The sequence below is a fragment of the Phytoactinopolyspora limicola genome, from assembly GCF_011320225.1.
GTDB classification, from domain to species: domain Bacteria; phylum Actinomycetota; class Actinomycetes; order Jiangellales; family Jiangellaceae; genus Phytoactinopolyspora; species Phytoactinopolyspora limicola.
In genome coordinates this window covers 385,951-403,910 of sequence record NZ_JAAOEN010000003.1, presented here as the reverse complement: position 1 = coordinate 403,910, position 17,960 = coordinate 385,951, and the positions used below count along the sequence as shown (strand labels likewise).

Annotated in this window: 17 protein-coding genes; 10 read left to right on the top strand and 7 right to left on the bottom strand. The window is 66.2% G+C overall.

Annotated features, from left to right (window positions below):
* Positions 1 to 82: 82 nt before the first annotated feature.
* The 6 genes from G8760_RS10760 (at position 83) to G8760_RS29805 (ending at position 7,298) form a co-directional block, all read left to right on the top strand.
* A complete protein-coding gene (locus G8760_RS10760) occupies positions 83 to 1,444 on the top strand; it encodes an ABC transporter substrate-binding protein (protein ID WP_166350704.1) in 1,362 nt (453 codons plus the stop codon).
* On the top strand, positions 1,441 to 2,304 hold the full coding sequence (locus tag G8760_RS10755; RefSeq protein WP_166350702.1) for a carbohydrate ABC transporter permease: 864 nt from the start codon (positions 1,441 to 1,443) through the stop codon (positions 2,302 to 2,304). Before G8760_RS10760 ends, G8760_RS10755 begins: the two co-directional genes overlap by 4 nt.
* A gap of 4 nt (positions 2,305 to 2,308) precedes the next feature.
* Entirely contained in the window at positions 2,309 to 3,166 is an 858-nt protein-coding gene (locus G8760_RS10750) for a carbohydrate ABC transporter permease (protein ID WP_166350699.1), read from the top strand.
* A gap of 3 nt (positions 3,167 to 3,169) precedes the next feature.
* Positions 3,170 to 5,293: a glycoside hydrolase family 2 protein gene (locus G8760_RS10745; RefSeq protein WP_166350697.1), complete on the top strand. Its 2,124-nt coding sequence runs from the start codon at positions 3,170 to 3,172 to the stop codon at positions 5,291 to 5,293.
* A 68-nt stretch (positions 5,294 to 5,361) separates the two neighbouring features.
* Positions 5,362 to 6,015, top strand: coding sequence for a TM7S3/TM198-like domain-containing protein (locus G8760_RS10740; protein WP_166350695.1), 654 nt, complete (start codon positions 5,362 to 5,364; stop codon positions 6,013 to 6,015).
* Positions 6,016 to 6,137: 122 nt separating this feature from the next.
* Positions 6,138 to 7,298, top strand: coding sequence for a fibronectin type III domain-containing protein (locus G8760_RS29805; RefSeq protein WP_207782227.1), 1,161 nt, complete (start codon positions 6,138 to 6,140; stop codon positions 7,296 to 7,298).
* Between the two features lie 5 nt (positions 7,299 to 7,303).
* Here the strand turns inward: G8760_RS29805 and G8760_RS10730 are convergent, their stop codons facing one another.
* Positions 7,304 to 7,747, bottom strand: coding sequence for a DoxX family membrane protein (locus G8760_RS10730; RefSeq protein ID WP_166351151.1), 444 nt, complete (start codon positions 7,745 to 7,747; stop codon positions 7,304 to 7,306).
* A gap of 250 nt (positions 7,748 to 7,997) precedes the next feature.
* Between G8760_RS10730 and G8760_RS10725 the strand changes: the two genes are divergently transcribed.
* Positions 7,998 to 8,489: a MarR family transcriptional regulator gene (locus tag G8760_RS10725; RefSeq protein ID WP_166351149.1), complete on the top strand. Its 492-nt coding sequence runs from the start codon at positions 7,998 to 8,000 to the stop codon at positions 8,487 to 8,489.
* A gap of 687 nt (positions 8,490 to 9,176) precedes the next feature.
* Entirely contained in the window at positions 9,177 to 9,695 is a 519-nt protein-coding gene (locus G8760_RS10720; protein ID WP_166350692.1) for a hypothetical protein, read from the top strand.
* Between the two features lie 460 nt (positions 9,696 to 10,155).
* Here the strand turns inward: G8760_RS10720 and leuE are convergent, their stop codons facing one another.
* Both leuE and pdxR read right to left on the bottom strand, forming a co-directional pair.
* A complete protein-coding gene (gene leuE / locus G8760_RS10715; protein ID WP_166350690.1) occupies positions 10,156 to 10,830 on the bottom strand; it encodes a leucine efflux protein LeuE in 675 nt (224 codons plus the stop codon).
* 70 nt (positions 10,831 to 10,900) lie between these two features.
* Complete coding sequence (gene pdxR, locus G8760_RS10710; protein ID WP_166350687.1) at positions 10,901 to 12,298, bottom strand: MocR-like pyridoxine biosynthesis transcription factor PdxR; 1,398 nt, start codon at positions 12,296 to 12,298, stop codon at positions 10,901 to 10,903.
* A gap of 47 nt (positions 12,299 to 12,345) precedes the next feature.
* On the opposite strand from pdxR, the gene G8760_RS10705 reads away from it, so the two are divergent.
* Entirely contained in the window at positions 12,346 to 12,837 is a 492-nt protein-coding gene (locus G8760_RS10705; protein WP_166350685.1) for a carboxymuconolactone decarboxylase family protein, read from the top strand.
* Between the two features lie 62 nt (positions 12,838 to 12,899).
* Positions 12,900 to 13,601, top strand: a complete 702-nt coding sequence (locus G8760_RS10700) for a GntR family transcriptional regulator (protein WP_166350683.1) — start codon at positions 12,900 to 12,902, stop codon at positions 13,599 to 13,601.
* A gap of 11 nt (positions 13,602 to 13,612) precedes the next feature.
* On the opposite strand, the gene G8760_RS29800 is transcribed toward G8760_RS10700, so the two are convergent.
* The 4 genes from G8760_RS29800 to G8760_RS10680 form a co-directional block, all read right to left on the bottom strand.
* Positions 13,613 to 13,834, bottom strand: coding sequence for a hypothetical protein (locus G8760_RS29800; RefSeq protein ID WP_207782225.1), 222 nt, complete (start codon positions 13,832 to 13,834; stop codon positions 13,613 to 13,615).
* Positions 13,835 to 15,015: 1,181 nt separating this feature from the next.
* The gene (locus tag G8760_RS10690; RefSeq protein ID WP_166350679.1) at positions 15,016 to 16,332 is read right to left on the bottom strand and encodes a cytochrome P450; all 1,317 of its coding nucleotides are present in this window, start codon (positions 16,330 to 16,332) and stop codon (positions 15,016 to 15,018) included.
* A gap of 9 nt (positions 16,333 to 16,341) precedes the next feature.
* Positions 16,342 to 17,382, bottom strand: a complete 1,041-nt coding sequence (locus G8760_RS10685; protein WP_166350677.1) for a hypothetical protein — start codon at positions 17,380 to 17,382, stop codon at positions 16,342 to 16,344.
* A 7-nt stretch (positions 17,383 to 17,389) separates the two neighbouring features.
* Positions 17,390 to 17,905: a GNAT family N-acetyltransferase gene (locus tag G8760_RS10680; RefSeq protein WP_166350675.1), complete on the bottom strand. Its 516-nt coding sequence runs from the start codon at positions 17,903 to 17,905 to the stop codon at positions 17,390 to 17,392.
* Positions 17,906 to 17,960: the final 55 nt, after the last annotated feature.

The following is a 17,960-nucleotide window of genomic DNA, read 5'->3' as shown; positions in this document are numbered from 1 at the left end:
GGTCGACATCTTAACGTTTACAACGTCGGCAAATGACGGCTACAGTTTGCAGACGTTGGAAAACCACGCGAGGAGTGTGTCCATGTATCGCCATCACCTCCGGCGCCGGCCCGCACGTCTGACCGTCGCCGCCGCCGTTGTAGTCGTGGGGCTCGGGCTCGCCGCGTGCGGGCCCGAGACCACCACCAGCGACGAAACCTCTCATATCTTGCAGGCCCCGGGCGCCGATCAACCCGAGGGTGAGATCACCATCTGGGATCGCTCCGGTGACCTCTTCGAGGTGTTCGAGGGGGTCATCGATGATTTCAACGCCACCTACCCGGGCATCACGGTTAACCACATCGCCGTCGACATCGACGCGAAGTTGCATAACACCCTGATCACCGGGACCGATGTGCCCGACGGTGTGTTCCTCGATGATGCCAAGATCGGCGGGTTCGCCGACTATCTCTGGGACCTCAGCGAGGTACTCGCGCCCTACACCGCTGACATCGCGCCGCAGAAGCTCGACGTCAACACTGTCGACGGTGGGATATTCGGCGTGCCCTTCGATCTCGACCCCGGTTTGCTCTTCTATAACGCCGCCGCGCTCGACGCCGCCGGAGTAGACGCCACCAGCATCGAAACTTACGACGACCTGCTCGATGCCGCCCGCGCCTACAAGGCGGCCGTACCCGGCTCAGGGCCGATCCACCTCGAGCAGTCGGCCTTCCTCGGCCAGCTCCAGCTGGAGATGTATGCCAGCCAGCTCGGGACATCGATCGCGGACGCCCACGGTGAGCTGCGCCTGGAAAGCCCGGAGTTCGAGCGGATCCTGACCTTCCTCGACACGGTGCGCGAAGAAGAGCTTGGTACTCGCGCCGAATACCTGACGCCTACCGACCTCGCCGAGTTGGAGAATGGCAACCAGGTCTTCTACCCGTGGGCCATCTGGTTCAGCTTCGCGCCGCAACAGTTGCTGACCGAGGCCGCCGGCGACTGGCGGGCCATGGAACTACCCGCATGGGACGCCGGTGGACCGCGCAGCGGGGCGATGGGTGGCTCGTCGTTCGTACTGCCTCGGGAGGGCGAGAACGCTGACCTTGCCTGGCTGTTCTACGAATTCCTGATGTTCGACGAGGCCGGCTACACCGCCGTGTGGGGGCCGAACGACGTCTATCCCACCGGTCTCAACACGTCGATTCCGAGCTACCAGCCCGCGGCGGACCCGGGCACGCCGCTGTTCGACCCGGTGGACGCCCTCGGCGGCCAGGACCTGTGGGTGGTAGCGACGGAGGCCGGAGCGCAGATCCCCGGTGGTGCTCCTACCCCCAGCTGGTGGGCGGGCGCCGTGGACTACCTCGGCAATGACATCCAGCGGATGCTCGATGGCGACTTAACCCCGGCCGAGGTCCTGAGCCAGGCCACCCAGTCGATCCAGACCAACCTGGTCGACCGCCAGTGAGAGGAGCGCGCCGGCGCCTCGCGCCGTACGTGTTCGTCCTGCCGTTCGTTGTGGTCTTCCTCGTGTTCAGCGTCTACCCGCTGATCTTCACCGCCCGGTTGAGCTTCACGAACTGGCGGGGGACGGGAGCCGCGGAATGGGTCGGCTGGGACAACTACACCTATCTCCTCACCAACCCGGCCTTCTGGAACTCGCTCGGCAATTCCGGTGTGTTGTGGCTGCTGATCGTACCCGTCCAGATCGCACTCGGGGTGCTCGTCGCCGTGCTGCTGAACTCGGCGACGTTGCGGCTGCGCGGCCTCTACCGGGTGGCGTTCATCGTGCCGTTCGTGACGCCGCTGGTCGCCGTGGCCCAGATCTGGGTGGTGCTGTTCGACCAAGGGTACGGGGCGGTTAATGCCTTACTCGGTGTGTTCGGTCTACCCGACGTTGGCTGGTTGACGACGAGCACCTGGGCCAAGCCGACGCTGGCGTTGCTTTTCCTCTGGAAGACGACGGGATTCATCGTGATCATCCTGCTGTCCGGTTTGCAGTCGATCAACGGCAGCCTCTATGAGGCGGCGGAGCTGGACGGCGCGTCGAAGCCACGGCAGCTCGTGAGCATCACCGTGCCGCTACTACGGCGAACCATCATGTTCGCCGTCGTTCTCCAGACCCTTGCGGTGTTTCAGATGTTCGCCGAACCGTTTGTGGTGACGCAGGGCGGGCCATACAACTCCACCACCACCGCGGGTTATTACCTCTACAACCACATCACCCGGGCAGACCTCGGGACCGGCGCGGCGAACTCGTTCCTGCTGGTGATCCTCGTCATGGCACTGTCTCTATTCTTCGTCCGGCTGCTGCGAGCGAAGGACTAACGCGATGACCGACATCACCACTCCCAGCCGGCGTATCGGCTCCCACGTGTTCCTGATGGTGCTGCTGGTCGCGTTCCTCGCGCCGGTGGTATGGGCGTTGCTGTCCGCCCTGAAACCAGCGAACGACATCATCCGCGCGCCACTCACCTTCGATCCCAGCACGGTCACCCTCGACAACTACATCGCGATGTTCCGCGACGTTCCGATCGGGCAAGGGTTCGTCAATACGGGTATCGTCTTGGTCGCCAAAGGCGCCATCACCATGTTTTTCGCCCCGCTGGCGGCCTTCGCCTTCGCGAAATACCGCTTTGTGGGCAAGAACGTCATCTTCGGCGCTGTACTCGTGACCCTGATGCTGCCGACGATCGTCCTGATCATTCCGTTACTCCTGCAGATGAAGGAGTTCGGCTGGGTCAACACCTATCAGGCGCTGATCTTGCCGGGGTCGGTCGATGCGTTCGCGATCTTCTGGATGCGTCAGGTGATCAGCGCAGTGCCCGACGAACTGCTGGACGCCGCCCGGGTCGACGGCAGCGGCGAGTTCGGCATCTTCTGGCGGGTGGTAGTGCCAGTCATCCGGCCCGGGCTGGCCGGTCTCGCGGTGCTGACCACCATGAACATCTACAACGACTTCGTCTGGCCGGTGGTGGTGGCGAGCTCCGACCGGATGGCCACCCTCCAGGTGATGCTCTCAACACTTGCGCAGAACATCACCGGCAACCGTATCGGGGCCGACTACGCCACCGTGACCGGCGAACTTCTCGCGGCGAGTTCCGTCGCGCTCATTCCGCTCCTGGTGCTGTTCATCCTGCTCCAGCGGCATTTCATCAACGGCATCCTGGCCGGCAGTGTGAAGGGTTGATGCATGACTCGGTTCCATCCTCAGTCCACGACGATCTGCGCGGAGTCCGACGCCGCAGAGGTCCCTCGGCCGGAATATCCCCGGCCCGACCGCGATCGCTCCGAGCGATGGCTCAATCTCAACGGTTCCTGGGACTTCGGGGCTCGAGGCTTCGCGGGGCAGATCACGGTGCCGTTCGCGTGGGAGAGCCAGGCGTCCGGAGTGCACCGCACCTGGCTGGAGCAAGGGACCTACCGGCGGTCCGTTGCGGCGCCCGTGGAGTGGGGGACGGCCCGCGTCGTCCTCTGCTTCGGTGCGGTTCACCATCACGCCGTCGTACGAATTGACGGAGCCGTCGTGGGAGAGCACGTCGGCGGTTACGAGTCGTTCGAGTTCGACGTAACCGACCAGCTCGTACCCGGCCAACCCGCTGAGTTGGAGGTGGTGGTCGCCGCGCCGGCCGACAAACGTGCCATCCCGCACGGCAAGCAGCGATCCATCCCGCGCGACGACTACGACGGTGTCTCGTTCACCCCGACATCGGGGATCTGGCAGACGGTGTGGCTGGAGGCGCGCGGGCGCACCTACGCACAGTCGGTGGTGTTGCGTGGCGACAGCCTGACCGGTATCGACGTGACGGTGCGGCTCGCGGGGGACACTCCCACAGCGGTGCCCGTGATGGCGTCCGTCGTCGGCTCCGGTGAAACACTCGAGCTGGTTGCCGACAACGACGGATCTGCCACCGGCCGGATCGAGCTGACCGACCCCACCCCGTGGACCCCTGAGCAGCCACACCTGTACCAGGTGGAGGTCTGGAGCGGATCCGGTGAGGGCGCTGACCGGGTGGTGGCGACCACCGGGCTGCGCCGCTTCGAGGCGCGCGGCGAGGAGCTGTACCTCAACGGTGAGCGCTGCTATCTCCGCGGTGTACTCGACCAGGGCTACTGGCCCGATACCGGGCTCACGGCGCCGGACACTCCTGCGCTGCTCCACGACCTGCAGCTGGCCCGTGACCTGGGATTCAACCTAGTCCGCAAACACCTCAAACTCGAAGAGCCGCAGTGGCTACACGAGGCGGACCGGATCGGCATGCTGGTGTGGGCCGAACCAGCCGGGCCGAGCCGGTTCTCACCCGAGGCGGCCGCCGCGTTCGAGGCGCAGCTACCGGCCATGGTGGAGCGCGACGGCAACCACCCGAGCATCGTCATCTGGGGTCTGTACAACGAAGAATGGGGCCTGGACTGGGATATCCCCGGGAGCCAACTCCGTGCCCGGGCTGCCGCCGACGCCTACCACCGGATGCGCGAGCTGGACGATACTCGGCTGATCGTGGAGAACTCCGGCTGGTCGCACGTCCGTACTGACCTGGTCGACTGGCACTACTACGAGCCTGACCTGGGAGAGTGGAAGAAGGCCATGGCCCGGCTGGCTTCGGGGGAGCAGGACACGTTCCCGGTCCGGCTCGGCCCTGGTTTCACCGTCGACAAGCCGCTTTATGCCAGTTCCGACGTGCCGCGTCGTGGCCTCCCGATCCTCAACAGCGAGTACGGCGAGGGTTTCACGAGTCTTGAACGGGCCTGGCATCTGCGCTGGGAGACCCAGGAACTGCGCCGGCATGACCGCTTCGCGGGCTACGTCTACACCGAGTTCGCCGACGTGGAACACGAAGCGGCCGGACTGCTCGACGCGGCACGTCGGCCCAAGGATTGGGGAGGGTGTATTCCAGCCAGTGTGAACGCGGATACCGTGCTGATCCTTGACGTCGATCCCCTGGTGGCGGGCGCTGACATCGAACCACCGGCAACGTCGTTCGGTTTAGATATCCGCGTGTCACACCACGGTCCGTCGTCGGCTTCCGGCGTTGTCTACGCCGCGTGGGTCGAGTCCGGTGCCCCCATTGACCGGATGGTGACCGCACCGGACGCGCGTACACCGCGGGTGGTGGCGGAGCCCTTCCGGTTGTCTCCACCGGCAACGCTGACGGTACCCGCGCACTCCGCTCCCGGCCGCCTGCTGCTGTGGTTCGCCGACCCCGACGGCCGCGTCCTCGCTCGCTCGTTCCTGGACGCCGCCGAGACGGAACCGCCCAACCGTCGCGGTGCTCGCCCAGGTGAATTCGTTGGCGCACCCGTGCCTGGCTTGGAGTAACCCAATGCACTAGTCCGATACCCGGCATCGCTCGTACCGTGGTCTTAAGCGGCCGCTAAGGAGCGGAGGTGGAGAAGGTGATGCCGGAGATCGTCGTGGGAGTCCTGGCGGTTGTCATCGGGGCCTTCCTGTGCCTGCGAGGCCACGTCGCGATGCGCTTCCTCCTGGCGGTCTGGGGTGCCTTCGTCGGTTTCGCGGTGGGTGCCGGACTGGTCGACCGGCTGACCGAACAGGGCTACCTCGACTCCCCAGCGGGCTGGATCGTTGCGATCCTGCTGGCCGCACTGTTCGCGGCCTTGGCCTACCTGTTCTTCGCCGTGAGCATCATCCTGGCGATGGCGTCGATGGGTTTCGTACTCGGCAGCACGGTGGCCGCCACGGTGGGAGTCGAGGAGGCGTGGGGCCTCGTGCTGATCGGGGTGGTGTGTGGGGCTGCGCTGGCGTTGTTCGCCATCGTCGCCAACCTTCCACAGGTGCTGCTGATCGTCATTAGCGCATTCGCTGGTGCGAGCGTCGTGATCACCGGCCTGATGCTGATCTTCGACGTCGTTGACATCAACGCCGTCGTCGACGCCGAGGTGACGGCCGGTGACCACCCAGTCTGGTATGTGAGCGGCCTGGTGCTCGCCGTGGTGGGCATTGTGGTGCAGGTGCGGCACGCCGCCGGTGCTGCCCGCCGCTCGGTGCGGGCTACGTGGAGCCAGCCAACCGCCGCCGGGTAACACCGCTCTAGCCCTCGTGTGATGCCCTGCTCAGAATTTGAGGGGTACACAAGGGGTCAAATCTGGCATATCGTTCCGCCTGGTTGCATGAACACATAGTTGACAGCTTCCGGGGGGCAGCTGTGACAGAAACCAACGTGGCCGACGCCACGATCGTCGTGGACGCAGCGGGAGCTGTGACCCTTTATGTAGCGCATCGATCCGAAGCGGTCGTCACTGGTACAACGAACGCCGTTGTCATCGGCGTGTTGATGGATGTGGTGCGGAATCAGCAACGGCCACTGACGGTGGTCACGTGGTATCCGAGCGGGCACCACACCGTGAATAGGTTCGCACCCGACGGAACGGTCACCGCACTCGGGGCGGGCGCGGCAGCGGCGGCTGTGCCAGCGGCGGCCGGTCAGCCGAGCGTGCCAACAAGGCAGCGTGGTCATCGTCGGGGATCGCCGAGGCTCGTCCGGCTGGCTGCGGTCCTTGCTGCTCCACTGGTGATTTCCGGCTCAGGTGGTGTGGTGCTGCCTGCGTCTGTCGATCTCACGGCCAAGGATGGGGCGCCGGTATACGCCCTGCCCTGGACGGGCAGTGCCCCTGGTGCACTAGATGCGTTAGGGGCGCCTGGCGTAGGTGGGCCGGCCGGTGGCTCGGGCGAGGCATCCGCGGTGCGGGCCGCATCGGTACCTGATGGGGCGGGGGCGAGTGGCTCGAGCCGTAGCGCCGGAGGCCAGGACGAGACCGGCCGAGTGCCGTCGTCGAATAGGCCCGACCGCGATCCTTCCGAGCGCGACCCAGGCCCGGACCCGCCGACCTCGGATCCCGATCCTGACCCGCATCCAGATCCTGACCCAAGCCCGGACCCGGATCCCGACCCGGATCCAGATCCCGACCCGGACCCAGATCCGGACCCGGATCCAGATCCGGATCCCGACCCGGACCCCGACCCGGACCCCGACCCGGACCCCGACCCGGACCCCGACCCGGACCCCGACCCGGACCCCGACCCGGATCCAGATCCCGACCCGGATCCGCCGGGGTCGGATGGCCTCGTCGTTGAGCTGCTGACCGATAGTTCGGTGACGTTGTCGTGGCTCGCCGCAAGTGCCCGGCTCGGCCTGCTTGGTTACGTCGTCCTCGTCGACGGCGTCACCGTGGTGCAAACGGGGGATACGAGGGTGCGGATCGGCGGACTGGAGGCAGGTGTCAGCTACCGCGTGTCGGTGGTGGCGCTCGACCTCTTCGGCGGGCTGATCCGGCGCGAGACTATCGAGATCACCACCACGTCATAATTCGGCTACCGGGATTCGGTGCCGGCGGCCTCGGTCTTCCACAGGCGTGGTCCTACGACGTGGTCGAGGCTGAACCGGCCGCTTCCCAGGCCGGCGAAGACAATGCTGGCCGCGCCGAGCGCCAGCACCAGCTCGGCGCCGCCCTGCTCGACGAACATGCCATTGCCGGCGTGGACGAAGATGTAGGCGCCGACCATGTCGGCCAGCAGGAATAGGGCGACGACGGGGGTGGCCACTCCGATGATGAGCGCTGCTCCTCCGACCAATTCGACCAGCGCGGAGAACCATGCCGCCGCCGTGGGTAGCGGAACGTCCATCTGGTCGAAGCTGGCGGCGACTCCGTCGATGCCGTAGTCGAACAGCTTCTGCCAGCCGTGGGCGATGAACACGGCTCCGATGCCGATGCGGGCGAGCAACAGGGCAACGTCGCGGGTCAGGGGCGAGCGAATCACAGGAACTCCTTGAGTCGATGTTTCGAGCTGGATGTACGTGGTATCAACCCACGGTGAGTTGAAGTTTCAAGTCAACCGTAAGCACTATGAACGATAGATTCAATGACTTGAAGCTTCAAGTCTTGGCTGGGGGGGGCGCTAAACGCCGCCGCGAACTGCGTATTCTGGCAGGGTGGGAGCTGATCCGGCAGACGTATCCGTCACAGGTGCACCATCGGCCGAACCACGCTGGCTGACCCCGGCAGAAATGGATGCGTGGCTGCCGCTGGCGGCCTTGATGACCAAACTTCCGGCGGCGCTCGACGCTCAACTCCGACGCGACGCCGGGATCAGCCATTTCGAGTACTTCGTGCTCGCCATGCTCTCTGAGGCAGCTGAGCACACCCATCGGATGAGTGCCCTGGCTGAGCGGACGAGCAGCTCCCTGTCCCGGCTGTCACACGTCGTGAAACGGCTCGAGCAGCGCGGCTGGGTGCGCCGCGCGCCATGTCCGGCGGACGGCCGCTACACCAACGCCATCCTCACCGACGCCGGCTGGGAGAAGGTGGTGGCCACCGCCCCTGGGCATGTCGACATCGTTCGGCGTCTGGTCATCGATGCCCTCACGGAGGAGCAGATCGGCCAGCTCCGCGATATCGGCCGGTCCATCGTGGACCGGGTGACTCCGGCGCTGACCGCCATGGCCGCCAGCACCGGCCAGGTGATCGACTCCGAATCGGAGCCGGATCCCGTTCTCTAGTGTCGGATGCACCAGCGGGTTCGTGGTGCGTCGTCGCTGGTCTCAGGGTAGTTCGTACACGTAGCTGAGTTGAGCACCCCGGTAGCTAGCTGTCACCCGCCGGCAACCAGGTTCCCTGGGGTCGCCGCCAGCGATCATGAACCAGCCATCCTCCGGAGTGTGCGCATTGGTGCCTTCCCCGTCGTTGGTAATAGGCGCTTGATCGACGTCCAGGCGTTCCCATACAACATCGATGTCGGGCTCAGGCTCAACGCTCCCCCCACCGAAGGAGGTGCTCCACCACACGCTCTTGCGCGGCTCGTAGGGGTCTTCCGCAGGCAGTACCGTCCACAGGTCTTCGGTGCCGAATCAGACCAGATCGCCGTGTAGCTCCCGTGGCAGGTCAGCCCGCAATAGCCGATGACGTCGGCCGTTCCCTTCCGCTCCACGGCCAGAATTCCTGGCCCGCCCCCTCACGCTCTGTGCGTATCTGGACGGCGATGTCCTCGACGGTTGGTCGGCCCTCGGGGTGTATCCGTCGATGCGGCGGCTCGCCGGTACCCGACATGATCAACCTACGTACGACACGTGGCGGTCGAGCCGCGTCTCCCCGTAGCGTGTGGCTTCTAGACGGTTGTCCGGCTAGAAATTTGTCGAGGAATCCTCAGGTTGTCAACAGTTCGGTACGGGTCCGACATCATTGTGCTCGTGGATGAGAACGAATGGGACAAAGAGGCGTGGCGCCAAGAGCAAGCTGAACTGGCGAAGCAGTGGAAGCAGCGCGCCGCCGCGGAGACCGCGTGGTGGAAAGAGCGGGAGGCCGCGCAGCTGGACGAGCGACTCCGGCAGTTCAACCTGATGTACGGCGGACTGATCGGTATCGGCATTGTCATGATGCAGCCGTTTCTGACGGCAGCGCCGGAGGTATTCGATCTGACCGCGAAGATCTGTGTGATCGCCTTCTCGGTTGCCATCCCGATCCTCGCCGCCCTTGTGGTGTTGAACAGCCAGGAAATGTATCGACGGCGGGTGGCCAGCTCTGCCTACGTCCAAGTGGCTCGGCAGACGGCCCTCGGGGTCGGATTCGTTGGCGTGGTCGCCGGGTTTTGGCACATCACGCCGATCGCCGGGGTGGGGGTTCTCGTCGCCACAGTGGTGGCTGTATCCGTTCAATCGGTGGGCTATATGCGCGTGGAACGGGACGACGCGGGTGCCGAGTCGGAATAAGAATCATTGAACTCTTGGAGGCTCGCCTACCCGAGGCAGGAGAGCGAGTGTCTCGTAAACCCGCTTCTCCTCACCGTCGCGCAAGGAACCAGGTTGACGAGACACTCGCTGCCCATTGTGGTCGTTGTAACTCTGCAGGTGTGATGTCTGCTGTTGGGTGGTGGCCCGTGGGGCGGGCGACCGTATCGCCAGGTTCGTGCGTTGCAACTCTGTCCCGTCCGGGGCGTCTCGGTGAGAACAAGGCTGGGTTGCTGAGTAAGAGTGCGGCAGGCACCTTCGTCGGACGTTATGGCGAGACGGAGGACGTCGTCGATACGGTGATGTGGCTGCTGCACGCAAGCTTAATCTCGGGCGAGACGGTCCACATCGAGGGCGGCGCCCGCCACAAGTCCGCCTGAATTCTAGTTTTCCATCTGGCGCGCCATCGACCCGGACATTGGAGGCCGGATCGCGAAGGGCGTCAACTCGCGCTAGTTAAGGAGAGTTTGACGGCGAAACCGAGGAACGCCCCGCCGGCGAGGGCGGACGAACCCGCTTGGAGCCGGCGCCGGCGCCGGAACGCCGCGGCCAGCCGGACCCCGGTGAAGATCAGGATGCTCAGGTAGGTCAGGCTGAACAACTGCACCCAGGCACCGAGTGCGAGGAACGACAGCGCCGGGTAGGGGTAGGCGGGGTCGACGAACTGCACGAAGAACGCGACGAAGAACAGAATCGCCTTCGGGTTGAGCAGGCTCGCTACGAGCGCGCGGCGGTACGGGCGTTCGGTGGCGGCGGGTCGGTTGGCGCCTGCCGGCGTCTCGGCTTCCGTCGTGCCCGCCGGGCGGTGTGCGCGTCGCCGCCAGAGGTGCCACGCGGCCCGGAGCATCCCGACGGCCAGCCAGGTCAGGTAACCGGCACCGAGGAACTTGACGATCGAGAAGGCCACCGGGCTGGTGTTGAGCAGCGACGCAACACCAGCCGCGGACAACACCATCAGGGCGGCGTCGCCGCAGAACACGCCGGCCGCGGCCTGGTAACCGGAGCGCACTCCGCGCCGCGCAGCCACGGAAAGGACGTAGAGCGAGTTGGGGCCCGGCATGAGAATGATCACGGCGAGACCCACGAGGTAGGTGGACAGATCGGTAATACCGAGCACAGCAGAACAGTGCCACAGGTCGGGCGGCCGGGCGAAACGGTTTTCGGCGGCAACCTGAGCCAGCCCATCCTCAGCCGGCGCCGCGGGGCTGCACAACCGAGCGGAGAGTGGCCAGCGCGGTGCCGAACATGCTCTCAGGTGGGGTGGAGTAGCCGACGACGAGCGCCGGTGCGCGGGTATGCCCGGGTGCCGTGTACGTGGTGAGTCCGTCGATGGCAAGGCCATGGCGTGCGGCCCGTGCCACGGTCTCCGCTTCGTCCACCCCGGGTGGTAGCTCCACCAGGGCGTGTAGCCCGGCGGCGATCCCGGTGACCCGTGGCGGCGAGGCCATCTGTTCCATGGTGGCGACCAGGCGGTCGCGTCGGCGCCGGTAGGCGAGTCGGAGGCGGCGGATGTGCCGGTCGTAGCCTCCTGAGGTGATCAGTTCGGCCAGGGTGAGCTGTTCGATGCTGCTGGGCAGCCTCCCGCTGGCTTGTTTGGCGGCGACGACGTCGTCGACCATCGGCGCCGGCAGGACGAGCCAGCCGAGCCGAAGACCCGGGGCGAGACTCTTGCTGGCCGTGCCGGCGTAGATGACGTGGTCGGGGGCTAGCGCCTGGAGTGCGCCGACGGCGGTGCGGTCATACCGGAACTCGCCGTCGTAGTCGTCTTCGATGAGGATGGTTCCGGCGGTGGTCGCCAGGTGGACGGCGGCTCGACGGCGGACGGGGGAGAGCGCGACGCCGAGGGGGAACTGATGTGCCGCGGTGAGGAGTAACGCGTCGCCCGGGGGTACGTCGTCGACGATGGCTCCCTGCTCGTCGACGTCGGTGGTGCTGACGGCCAGCCCAGATCGTTCGACAAGGCCACGGTGCAGGGGGTGGCCGTAACCTTCCATGACGAGCCGGCTCGCGCCGCGCTCCCGCAGGACCTCACACACCAGCTGCAACCCCTGGGTGACTCCGGGGCAGATGACGATGTGGTCCGGGGCGGCGAGCACACCGCGGACGCGGCCCAGGTACTCGGCCAGCGCCGTGCGCAGCTCCGGGTGTCCGCGCGGATCGCCATACCCGAGGGAGGTGTGCGACGCCGACGCCAGGGCCCGGCGGGCCGCCGCCAGCCATGCCGAGCGCGGGAAGGCTGAAACGTCGGGGTGGCCCGGCCGGAGGTCCAGGCGTGGCGGACGGGGTTCGTCCAGCCGCTTCGGCCGTTCCGGCGACGAGGCATGATGCTCGGCGACCCAGGTGCCGGCGCCGGACCGCGCCGCCAGCCAGCCTTCGGCGACGAGCTGATCGTAGGCGTGGGCGACGGTGTTGCGGGCCAGCTGGAGGTCGCGGGCGAGCTGGCGGGATGACGGCAGCCGCGCCCCGGGCCGCAGCCGGCCGTCCCGGATCGCCTGCCGGACCTGGTCTTCCAGGTCTTGTCGGGGTCGGGCCCCGGTGATCTCCACGTGCAGGTCGCCACCGAAAGTGGCCCACGAGACTGGCATGACAATGGACCATACCCGCGGTCCGCTTGCGGCCTAGCGTAGTTGTCATGACTACCACGACGAACCTGTCCGACATCGAACCGCGACTCGACTTCGACGCCCTCGCTCCCGGCGTCGCCGCTGCCGTCAACCGGCTCGACGGCGCGGCTACCGCGGCGCTCGACGACGCCGGCATCGAACCGATCCTGCGCGAGCTGGTGCGGGTGCGGGCCTCGCAGCTCAACGGCTGTGCGTACTGCATCGACATGCACACCAAAGACGCCCGGGCGCTGGGGGAGGCCGAACATCGCCTGTACGCGCTACCCGCCTGGCGGGAAACCGGCTACTTCAGTGACCGTGAGCAAGCCGCACTGGCGTTCACCGAGGTGGTCACCCAGCTCGCCGACACCCATGTACCCGCCGCGGCCTACGCCGACGTGGCGGCGGTGTTCAAGCAGGCGGAGGTGGCGGCGCTGCTCGGCCTGATCATGACCATCAACGCGTGGAACACGATCGGCGTCGCCACCCGGGCTTGGACACCCGGCTCTTATCAGCCCTGACGGGGGATTCGCTGCCGCGCGGGTGATAATCGGTCGGGTCAGCCAACCTCGTGGAGGCGAGTATGGACGGCACGACGAACGTGGCCGACGCCGGGCACCCCGCCGGCGAGCCGGCGGCCGGAAGTGTGGCCCGGTACCTGCGGGAGCGCATCCACGACGGCACCCTCGCGCCGGGCACCCACGTCCGCCAGGAGACGGTGGCGAACGACCTCGGGGTGAGCCGCCTCCCGGTGCGCGAAGCGCTGCGGCAGCTGGAGAGTGAAGGACTCGTGGTGATCCGCCCACACAGCGGGGCCCGGATCGCCGTGCTCGACTTCGAGGAACACACCGACATCTACAAGATCCGCGAACGCCTCGAGCCGCTCGCGCTGGCCGAGAGTATCCCGCACCTGAGCGCTGAGCAGATCGCCCACGTCGACACTCTGCTCGGCGAAGTCGAGGCAGCCGCCCCCGACCCCCCGGGTTTCCTCGACGCTGACCGCCGGTTCCACCTCGCGTGTTACGCCGGAGTGCCCACCCGCCGTTTGCTGCGCACGATCGAGGGGCTGTGGAACGAGACCCAGCGATACCGGCGCATTCTGCTGACCACCTTCACCGACGCCGACTACGAGACCGTCGCGGCGGAACACCGCCTCATCGCTGATGCGATCCGTGCCGGGAACGTTCGGGCCGGTGAGGACGTCGTTCGGATGCACATCGAACGCAGCCGGCTGCGCCTGGCGGCACACCGCGAGTTGTTCGACGCCGACATTTCACGCGGCTAACGTCGATGTGGTCAGGGCGTAGAGAGTAGTTCGAGAACGCGGTCGGTGAGTTCCACCTCGTAGGGAAGGCCGCGAAGGTCGCCGGCGGTCACCATCAGACCACGCCCTCGCGCCAGCTCGGCCAGCCACTCCCAAGGGTGGTCCTCGCCGGTGTCGTCATCGTCGGGCAGGACAGTGTTCAGGACGTCTCGAGTGATGGACTCCGGCGTCTCATCTCTCCAGACCTCGGACACGGACGAGACACCGGCACCCCAGCCAATTGTGAAGCCGAGACCGTCCCGTAAGATGATCTTTCGTCCGTCTTCCAAGAGGGCGAATTCACTAACTGAATAGCTCACCGCACGGCCGTCTTCCGAGGTACCACTAAGATCACATATGGCGCCAAGGCCGACTACATTATTCGGCTCGCCGAGGTCAGATCGTTCATTGTCAAGGAGAGCGTCTCCAGAGTTATTGGATTGGTTGTCGGATAAATAGGGAACCCATTTCCCGGCTTCGTGGTTATTCATTGAGGCTCCTGAGGTGTGCGCATGGGTATTCATGCGCCCTCTCTTCATCACTGGTTGCGCGCATTAGGATGGATAACATCTAAGATCACGGGAGGCTGAATACGTATAACCAGGCGGATCTGCCACTCCAATCAAGTCGACATCGACGCAGGCACGGTAGCCGACTGTGCCGGTTCCAGCGCATGTCACCCTCCCCGTAGCTCGCCGCCCGGACCCACCGCCGGCTCTGACGTCTTTGCTGTCGGTCGCGACGGTCCGCCATCCGCAGGTACCGTTGCTGCTGCACCATGCCGCTTGTAAATAGATATCCACGTTCGCCTTGCTGGGACACGTACCTCCGACAATCTTCCAGTATCCGTGCGCGGACACCGCCCTGGGTGAAGTAGAGGAAATATGTGGATTGTCGTTTGCTTGGCGGTACTTACATTTACCGGCTGTAATAATCCCAGACTCCGCCAGTGGGGCGGGGTCGTCTGTGACGGCCGAGGAGGGTGCCCAGTAACCTGCGTCCTCAGTTTCAGGCTCTAATGGGCCGGGTGTCGGCTGCCCGTAGGCAATTGGTGAAATCGAGACTAGACCTATTACAGCACAGGCAACAATGGCTAGGATGGTACCAACGCGCCGTTGATGGAAGTTTGGAGGTACCTATGCTGTGCATGACCCACTCTTCGACTCGGCATTCTCATCGTCGCCTTTCATCCGAGACCACAGGGCTAGACAACATGGGTTCCGATCTGCGGATATCTCTTCTTTCGTGGCGGTGGCTGGCTGATCGACGGGTAACAACAGAGTGTCAACTAGCTGAGCCGCGATAGAACTCAATTCCGCATTAGCGAGGCTACCGTGGAAAGCCAGCCGTGTGAATACCAGATGGATGGTCTGCCGTTAGGTTCGCCTTGGCGAACCTAGCGCTCAGGTGGTTCGGGGTGCATCCAGAGGCCATTCTTCGGCCGGAGGGTGATGAGCGGGTCGAGCGTGAGCGGGCGACCCGGCAGTGGGCGTAGGCGCCAGCGGCGGGCCACCGTCGCCAGCGCGAGCACCCCTTCGGTCCATGCGAACCCCTCGCCGATGCACCGGCGGATCCCGGCGCCGAACGGGAAGTACGCCCACCGCGGACGGTCCTTCGACGTGGCGTCGAGCCAGCGTTCGGGCCGGAACCGTTCGGGTTCCGGCCACCACCGGGCGTCGTGATGGATCACCCACTGCGAGAGCAGCACGAGGTCGCCGGAACGGATGGTGTGCCCGTCGAGATGGTGGTCGGTGAGCGCCTGCCGGGCCATGGTCCACGCCGGTGGGTAAAGCCGCAGCGCTTCGGAGATCACCGCGCGGCAGTACCGCAGCCGTTCCACGTCGCCCGGGGTGGGAGTGGTCTGCTCGAGCACGTCGTCGACCTCGGTGTGCAGCCGCGCCTCGGCCGAGGCGTCGTGAGCGAGGAGGTGGAAGGCGAAGGTTAACGCGTTCGCGGTGGTCTCGTGGCCGGCCAGCAGCAAGGTGCTGGCGTGGTCGCGGAGCTCCTGATGCGACAACGTCTGACCGTCGGGTTGGTGAACCAACGCTGAGAGGAGGTCACCGGCGTCGCTGGTATCGGCCCGGCGGGTTTCGATCACCCGGTCGACGACGTCGTACAGGCGGGTGCGGCCGCGGCGCAGCTTCCGGACCGGACCGATCGGGATCCGCTGCAGACGCCAGCCGAACGGCACGAACGCCAGCTTGTAGGCGGCGAGCAGGTCGGCGATGGCATGTTCGACGGTGCGGATGTCGTCGTCCCCGACGTCGGCGCCGAGCAGGGTGGTGCCGGCCGAAGCCAGCGTCAGTCGGACCGTCTCGGCGTGCAGGTCGATTGGCGTGCCAGGGGTCCACCGGTCGGTCATCGCGGTTGCCTGGGTGATCATCGACTCGGCGTAACCGGTGATCCGGCGCGAGTGGAACGCGGGCTGCACCATTGACCGGTGCTGACGATGCACGTCGCCCTCCGCCGTGAGCAATCCGTCGCCGAGGACGACGCGGGCCCGCTGGAGCACCGGGCCCTTCCGAAACCGGGCGGGGTGATCGACGAGCACGTCGCGCACGTGGTCAGGGTGGGTGAGCAGCCAGCACCGATACGGCCCAAGGGTGAGCCGGGCCACATCGCCCTGCTCGGCCGCCAACCGGGTCAGAAACCCGAGCCGGTCAGAACCGAACGCCAGCAGATCGCCGACGAACGGAAGGGAACGACGGGCCATACCGCAACGCTACGACCTCCGGCCCGGCACAACCAGGAGCGCGGCCAGGATGACGAGCACCCCCGCGGCCAGCGCGATGTAGACCCCGGTGCTCAACGTGGTGGTCAGCTGGTCGAACATGGCCGCCGAGGCGTCCCGGTCGACCGTGCCGGGCAACTGGTCGAGGCTGCGACCGCGGAGGAGGAGCAACCCGACGGCCGTTGCGACCATGGCGACCGTGATCCCCGCCCCGGCCGCCGCGAGTGCGAACCGGCGGCGTTGTGCCACGGCCACTCCGGCCACGATCAAGACAACCGCCACGATCGGCAGGACGAACCCGAGTGAGTCGAGTGTACGAAGTGTGTCGCGAGCTGCCGGTAGGTCGGGGGACTGGAAGAGAACGAACTCCGTCTCGGTGGAGGGGATCCGCTCGGCAAGCTCGAAACCGTTCTCGACGAGGTGGTCGCGGACGAGTTCCACCAGCGGCGCCAGATCGATCACGACGGACTCGTCGTCCGCGACCAACCCGGGCACATCACCGCGGCCGGTGACGATCTCCACCAGGGCGCGGTGGGCGGCCCGGTGGGCGGTCGACCACACCTCCTGGAACGCGTCGGTGCCCAGGACATCGTTGGTGCGCTCGGCGATCCACGAGGTGGTCATCTCGTCGATGGGTGTGGCTAGGGCGTCGAGCGAGGCCGCCATTGAGGTGCGCCCCCGCTCGTCTTCCAGCGTCCGAGCCGCCCGATCGACGACGGCCGCCGCGTCGATGTGGTCGCTGATCCGTTCCGCCACCCGGTCGGCCACCGCAGCCTGGATGGCCGGGTCGTCGGCCAACGGGCTGACCGTGTCGACGTAGTTGTCAGTGTCGGTGACCACCCAGCGCAGCCAGCCCGCCACCGCCGCTGGGACGAGAAGGGAGCAGCCCAGCACCAGCAGCACCGCGGAGACGGCGGTCCGCCAACGGTTCGCACCGGCGGAGCGTTCAGCGGGGGTGGGCTCAGAGGTCGCGGGTTCAACGGCGGCGGTGCCGGGTACCGGATCCGGCTCGCCCGGGGTGTCGATGGTCACGAGGAGATCATGCCGTACCGGACACCAGGTCGGCAGCCACTAACGAGCGCTCGAACCGGCGGCCTGGTTGGCCGTCGATATCGATGTCGCCAACGGCGACGAAGCCGGTGCGGTGAAGCACGGCCAGTGACGCCTTGTTGTCCAGGATTGTCACCGCGGTCAGCCTGGTCAGCTGGTAGGTCTCCGCTGCTAGCTGGCACACCTGCGTGACCGCGGCGGTGGCGAAGCCGCGCCCCCCGAAACGTTCGCCGATGCGGTAGCCGAGTTCGGCCGCCCCGTCGTTCACGTCGACGAGGTTGATTCGGCCCACGATCTGCCCCTCGTCGTCGACGATGACGTGGAAGAGGATGCGGCCCTCGGCTTGCTCGGCGAGGAGATCGTGCAGCCGAGCGGTGAACTCGGTGAAGAAGGCATCGCCACGATCCGGGATCGACCGGGCGAAGTACTCGCGGTTCTCCCGCTCGAAGGCGAGTAACGCGATGGCGTGCTCCTCACGAAGTGGCTGCAGCGTGACGGTGAGCATCCCCTGAGCCTAGCGGTGCCACCTCGTGCTACGTGGTGGCACGGAGTGCTACGGT